The sequence below is a fragment of the Methanobrevibacter sp. genome (assembly GCF_050872065.1).
Classification (GTDB): Archaea; Methanobacteriota; Methanobacteria; order Methanobacteriales; family Methanobacteriaceae; genus Methanocatella.
On sequence record NZ_JBNMGD010000064.1, the window covers coordinates 1 to 5,721 of the forward strand.

The window sequence follows — 5,721 nt, forward strand, 5'->3', positions numbered from 1 at the left end:
ATAATAAACAATACAATATATAATATATTGCTTATCGACTAATAGTCTATCTTTCAATGATATTAAGCAATACATTATAATTAAAATGAGGAAAAATAATGAATAAAAAACGACAAATATTGGTTATATCATTAGTTTTACTCCTATTTTTTTGTATAAGCAACGTATCTGCTCAAAATACAACTTCAGACATCAATACAATACAAGAAAATAATGACATACCAATATCAAATGAATATGAAGACTACGTTACTCAAACATCTTCACAACATACTGTCACAGTTGGATCAGATAGTGACACAATCCAAAATACAATTAACAGTATGAAAGATGGGGATATCCTTGACTTCGAAACTGGAACTTACAAAGACATCTGTATTTATGTAAACAAAAGCATTATCATAAATGGTAATGGAGCAGAATTAATAGGATATGACACACCTTCTAAAGAAAATACTCCTGAAATTATATATAAAGATACCAATAACGGAGGATATGCAATTGCAAATTTTGCTACATTATACATTGTTAATGATAATAATGTTGTGATTAATGGTTTAAAAATAATTGGTGGTGCAAATAGTGCTGCTACTTATTCTAATACATTAGTCTATGCGATGAATGCAAACAATTTAACTTTCAAAAATAATGTTTTAGAAGGATCTTCTTGGGGATTATACTTCCAATACTGTGCTAATGGACATGTAACAAATAATACTATTAAAAATCAACAAACAACAGGATTTTTAAACTTCGGATCTCCAAGAACCATAATCGAAAACAACACAATAATCAATGCTAAAAACCACGGTATTGATGTAAGACATGGAACAGGACCTAATGTAAAAATTATTAATAACACAGTAATTGGCTCAAAAGAAGGAATCTACTTAATGCATTCATCTGGCCACACTGCATCTAACAACACTTTAATTAACTGTACTATCAGTTCAATTAGTTGTTACGGTTCAACAAATATTATATTAACCAACAATAAAATGCAAAAATCTAGGATTGGTATTTTACTTGGTGGAGGATACAAAAACATTACTGTTGGGGAAAATACATTTGCATTAGATAATTTACCATATCCACCAACCTTTGTATATTATGTTGCAGAAGCAAAATCTGAATACCAAAGTCCAGAAGATATGATGGGTACATTCAGCGATAGTTCATCTTATACTCCCAATTACATAGCTTTTACAGGAATTAATGCACCAAAAGATATCAGTATAGATTATGATTCCATTTTAAATAAAACTGGAACTGAACATATCGTTCCAGAAGGATTATCAAATACCGAGATTCAAAATATTATTAATAGCATGAATGACGGAGATACATTAAGTTTTACCCCAAATGCCATTTACAATAACATTTCAATCTACATTGATAAAAATATTAAAATTATAGGTAACAATGCTACTTTAGTTGGATATACTGGAATTAACTTTACCAACACCCAATACTTGAATAATGTTGCAGACAAAGTTAAAAAACCAACTAATGATGGAGGATATGCTATAGCATACAATGCAGTATTATACGTATTAAATACTACTAATGTTGTTGTAAGTGACTTAAATATTAAAGCCCAATATCCTAAATATGATACTACCAAAGTTGGTACAAGTACTAACGAATATAAAACTGCAGGAATCTATGCAAATTCAAATTCTAAGTTAATAATTACTGGATGTGATGTGAGTGGTGCTTCTTGGGGTATTTTCCAAGAATACTGTAAATATAGTACAATTACCAAAAACAATGTTCATGAGGTATACACCACAGGAATCATGAACTTTGGTTCACCTAATGGAATTATTGCTGAAAATACAATTACCAATGCAATCAATCATGGTATCGACGTAAGACACGGAACCGGACCAAATGTAACTATTTTTAATAATACTATCTCAGGTGCAAAAGAAGGAATTTACCTTATGCACTCTAAAGGTCACACTGTATACAACAACACTATTTCAAACTGTAAAATAAGTGGAATTACAGCTTACGGATCTGGAAACGAAGCCATATTCAACAACTCAATTTCCGGAAGCAGAATTGGTATTTTACTTGGTGGAGGATATTACAACGTAACCATCGGTGCTAATTCATACAACTTGGACTCATTACCATTCCCCCCTACAGTTGTAAGTTACCTTGTAAGAGCAGATAACAAATATCAAAGTGCAGAAAATGTTATTAGGACTTATTCTGATAAAGAAACCACAACCGTTGATGCATCTGATGTAACAGTAGGATATAAAAAAGGTGAATTTGAGATTACTTTAATTAGTCAAAATGGAGAAAAATTAGCAAATAAAGAGATAATTATTACTATTAATGGTGCTAAATTCAACATCAAAACTAATGAAAATGGTACTGCAATTATTCCCCTTTCATTAACTACAGGTGTTTACACTTCAACTATTACATTTGCAGGTGATGATAACTATGCCCCAAATACTGTAAATAGAACTATTACAGTTAAAGATGATAGGATTAAAACCTCCCTATCCTTAGCTAATAAAAATCTTTACTTAACAATACTTGTTAAAGGATACAATTATAACATAGCACTTAAAGATGCAAAAGGTAAAGTTTTAGCAAATAAAAAAATAACTATGAATTATAATGGTAAAACTTACACTGCAAAAACAAACTCAAAAGGAATAGTTACATTTAAAATAAAAGCTACTGCTATTGGATCTAAAAAAGCAAGCATTAAATTTGATGGAGATAATACATACCAATCCAGCACTAGAAGTGTGATAATTAAAGCTATAAAACAACCATCAAAGATTACTGCTTATAAAAAGACTTTTAGAGTAAAAACAAAAATTAAACAATACACAATTACTTTAAAAGACAGTAAAGGCAAATATATATCCAAAGGTACTGTTTATCTTAAAATCCATGGTAAAACTTACAAAGCAATTACCAATTCTAAAGGTAAAGCCACATTTAAAATTACCAAATTAACTAAAAAAGGTAAATTCACAGGATATATTAAATATAACGGAAACAAATATTATAGTTCCACAAGTAAAAAAATATTAATAACAACTAAAAGATAGAAGAGATTATAAAATCTCTTTTATTTTCTTTTTTTAAAAAAAATTAATAATATTTCTTTTTACGGTCAAAAGCAAAGTAAATAATACTAATTCCAATTAAAATCAAAACAATTTGAGGAAATATTACAAAGAATATTGCAGGAATCATATTTAACTCAACAAGCAACCATAAAACACCATAAATTACAATTAAAAACCCAAATATGATAGCTATTTTGTAACCCATATCTTTTAGGTCAAATGGTATTCCAGCACCGATAGGCATTATATCACATCTAATTCTTTAGTATCATCATCTGTACCAACAATGACTTTATCAACCATTTGTGTAAATATTCCATTTTCAACAACACCAGGAATAGTATTTATATCAATTTCCAAGTGCTTTGGTGATTCTATTTTATCAAATTTAGCATCAATTACAAAATTACCATTATCAGTAATTACAGGACCATCTTTTCTTTGAGCCATTCTGATTTCACATTTAGCTCCCATATCCTCCAATTCCTTAATTACTGTACGAGATGCATCAGGTAAAACCTCAACAGGTACAGGAAAATTACCTAATTCTTCTACAACTTTTGATTCATCTACAATGACAATAAATTGTTCTGCAGCATAATCAACAATTTTTTCTTTTGTATGAGCTGCTCCACCACCTTTTATTAAATTAAATTCTCCATCCACTTCATCTGCACCATCAACAGATAAATCAATGTCATTTTCTTCTAAAGTAGTGATTGGAATATTCCATTGTTTTGCAATTAATAATGACTGAAAAGATGTTGGAATACCTTTTACACTTATTCCTTCCTCTTTGATTCTCATACCAACTTTTTCAATGAAAAAGTGAGTTGTTGAACCAGTACCTAATCCTAAAACCATTCCATCCTTTACATATTCAGCAGCTTTGTATCCTGCATTCTTTTTACTAGAACTATTACCACTAGTATTTTTCATCATATCACAAATCCTAAAGTAAGTTTATTGAGTTTATATCCTTTTTTACATTCTCCTTTATGTTTTCCATGGTTATTTAATAAAATACATTTATCATTTTCTTGTAATCCCTCTGGGAAACATAAATCATGGAATTCACATGCCTCATCACAATCAGGAGCATTAAATGTAAATGTTGATCCTTCAAAAGTATTTTTAGAAGCAGTCAATAAATCGACTTGAGCTCTATCAATCTCAACAGGGACCACAATACCTCCAGAGTGAATCGGACATTTCTGTTCATTCTCTTTAACATTTACAACAACATATTTTCTATTTAATTCTAAATTTCCAACACAAGATGATTTGAATCTACAATTTTCACATTCATCAGCTGGACCTAAAAAAACAAATTCTTGACCTTTTTTAGCCAAATCTTTACCTATTAATGTAATCATCTAAATCACCTCAGTTTTATAAGCAAGTTCATAAGCTGCTTCACGAGAAATTCCATTATCACCTAAAATAGTGTATCTATCAGGCCTAATCTTATTTGCCATGACTAATGCATCAATAATCTCATCATCAGATATACCAACATCAGCAGCAGTTGTTGGAGCTTGAACAGCTTCCAAAGCATTTTTAATAATTCTCCAATCGCCACCATGCAAGTACATCATCATTATTGTACCTATACCACATTGTTCACCATGTAATGCTGGTTTTTCAAGAATTTTATCTAATGCATGTGAGAATAAATGTTCAGATCCACTTGCTGGACGTGATGAACCTGCAATACTAATTGCCATTCCCCCACTGAACAATGATTTCATAACAATACGTGCACTAGGTTCAAGATTAGGTTTAATATCAGTTATATTATCAGTGATTAAATGAGCAGACATTATTGATAATGCTGCAGCAGATTCACTAAAGGATTCATTTTTTAAACGATGCGCTAATTCCCAATCTTTTATAGCTGTGAAGTTAGAAATTAAATCAGCACAACCTGCAGCAAGTAATCTAAATGGAGATTGTGCAATAATTTCAGAATCAGCAATAACAGCTATTGGAGAATGTGCAGTAACAGATATTGAAGTATTTGGATTTTTTATGGATGCTAAAGGAGATACAATACCATCATGTGAAGCTGTTGTTGGCATGGATACAAAGTACACGCCTTGATTGAATGATGATAATTTAGCCACATCAATAACTTTTCCCCCACCAACACCTAAAACAGTAGTTTCCGGAGTGATTAACTCTTCAACTTCTGAAATTGATTCTTCAGAAGCATTATCAACCTTAATTACTTCATAAGATAAATTATCCTTCTCTAAGCTTGCAATAACTGGTTTTACACCAATATCATATGTATGTGAACCAGTCACTATTAAAAAATCATCACTTAGATGCAAAGAATTACAAATTTCAGCAGTATCATGTATAATACCCGGGTCTATGTAAACTTCACGAGGCATCTGTATTTTCCTATTAGTCATAATATCTCCTAAAATAAATTATACAATATTATTTATATATAAAATAATTATAAATAATTTTCTTATTTTAAAAGTTACACTTGAAATACACCTCTTATTACATATAATTCATAAGTTATAACTTATAACTTATACCAATAAAATGTAGATTTAATTATTATATAAATTAAATAAATTTAATACTTATTAAAAACAAA

At 29.9% G+C, this 5,721-nt stretch carries 5 protein-coding genes; 1 reads left to right on the top strand and 4 read right to left on the bottom strand.

The features are described 5' to 3' along the window. The first annotated feature begins 98 nt into the window (after nt 1-98). Nucleotides 99-3,083 (top strand): right-handed parallel beta-helix repeat-containing protein, encoded by a 2,985-nt coding sequence (locus ACR0P1_RS07390; RefSeq protein ID WP_432645763.1) that lies wholly within the window; start codon nt 99-101, stop codon nt 3,081-3,083. 43 nt (nt 3,084-3,126) lie between these two features. On the opposite strand, the gene ACR0P1_RS07395 is transcribed toward ACR0P1_RS07390, so the two are convergent. From ACR0P1_RS07395 to ACR0P1_RS07410, 4 genes are read right to left on the bottom strand one after another with little or no spacing between them, the layout of a single operon-like run. Continuing rightward, nucleotides 3,127-3,348, bottom strand: coding sequence for a hypothetical protein (locus ACR0P1_RS07395; RefSeq protein ID WP_432645764.1), 222 nt, complete (start codon nt 3,346-3,348; stop codon nt 3,127-3,129). Continuing rightward, complete coding sequence (gene rpiA, locus ACR0P1_RS07400) at nt 3,348-4,043, bottom strand: ribose-5-phosphate isomerase RpiA (RefSeq protein ID WP_432645765.1); 696 nt, start codon at nt 4,041-4,043, stop codon at nt 3,348-3,350. The genes ACR0P1_RS07395 and rpiA overlap by 1 nt, the downstream gene beginning before the upstream one ends. Further along, complete coding sequence (locus tag ACR0P1_RS07405) at nt 4,043-4,480, bottom strand: UPF0179 family protein (RefSeq protein ID WP_432645766.1); 438 nt, start codon at nt 4,478-4,480, stop codon at nt 4,043-4,045. The genes rpiA and ACR0P1_RS07405 overlap by 1 nt, the downstream gene beginning before the upstream one ends. Further along, nucleotides 4,481-5,524 (bottom strand): NAD(P)-dependent glycerol-1-phosphate dehydrogenase, encoded by a 1,044-nt coding sequence (locus ACR0P1_RS07410; protein WP_432645767.1) that lies wholly within the window; start codon nt 5,522-5,524, stop codon nt 4,481-4,483. Between the last annotated feature and the right edge of the window lie 197 nt (nt 5,525-5,721).

Excerpts from the sequence above, each read along its gene's own strand:
- ACR0P1_RS07405 (WP_432645766.1), bottom strand. The coding sequence starts at position 4,480 with ATGATTACATTAATAGGTAAAGATTTGGCTAAAAAAGGTCAAGAATTT.
- ACR0P1_RS07395 (WP_432645764.1), bottom strand. The coding sequence starts at position 3,348 with ATGCCTATCGGTGCTGGAATACCATTTGACCTAAAAGATATGGGTTAC.
- ACR0P1_RS07390 (WP_432645763.1), top strand. The coding sequence starts at position 99 with ATGAATAAAAAACGACAAATATTGGTTATATCATTAGTTTTACTCCTA.
- ACR0P1_RS07410 (WP_432645767.1), bottom strand. The coding sequence starts at position 5,524 with ATGACTAATAGGAAAATACAGATGCCTCGTGAAGTTTACATAGACCCG.
- rpiA (WP_432645765.1), bottom strand. The coding sequence starts at position 4,043 with ATGAAAAATACTAGTGGTAATAGTTCTAGTAAAAAGAATGCAGGATAC.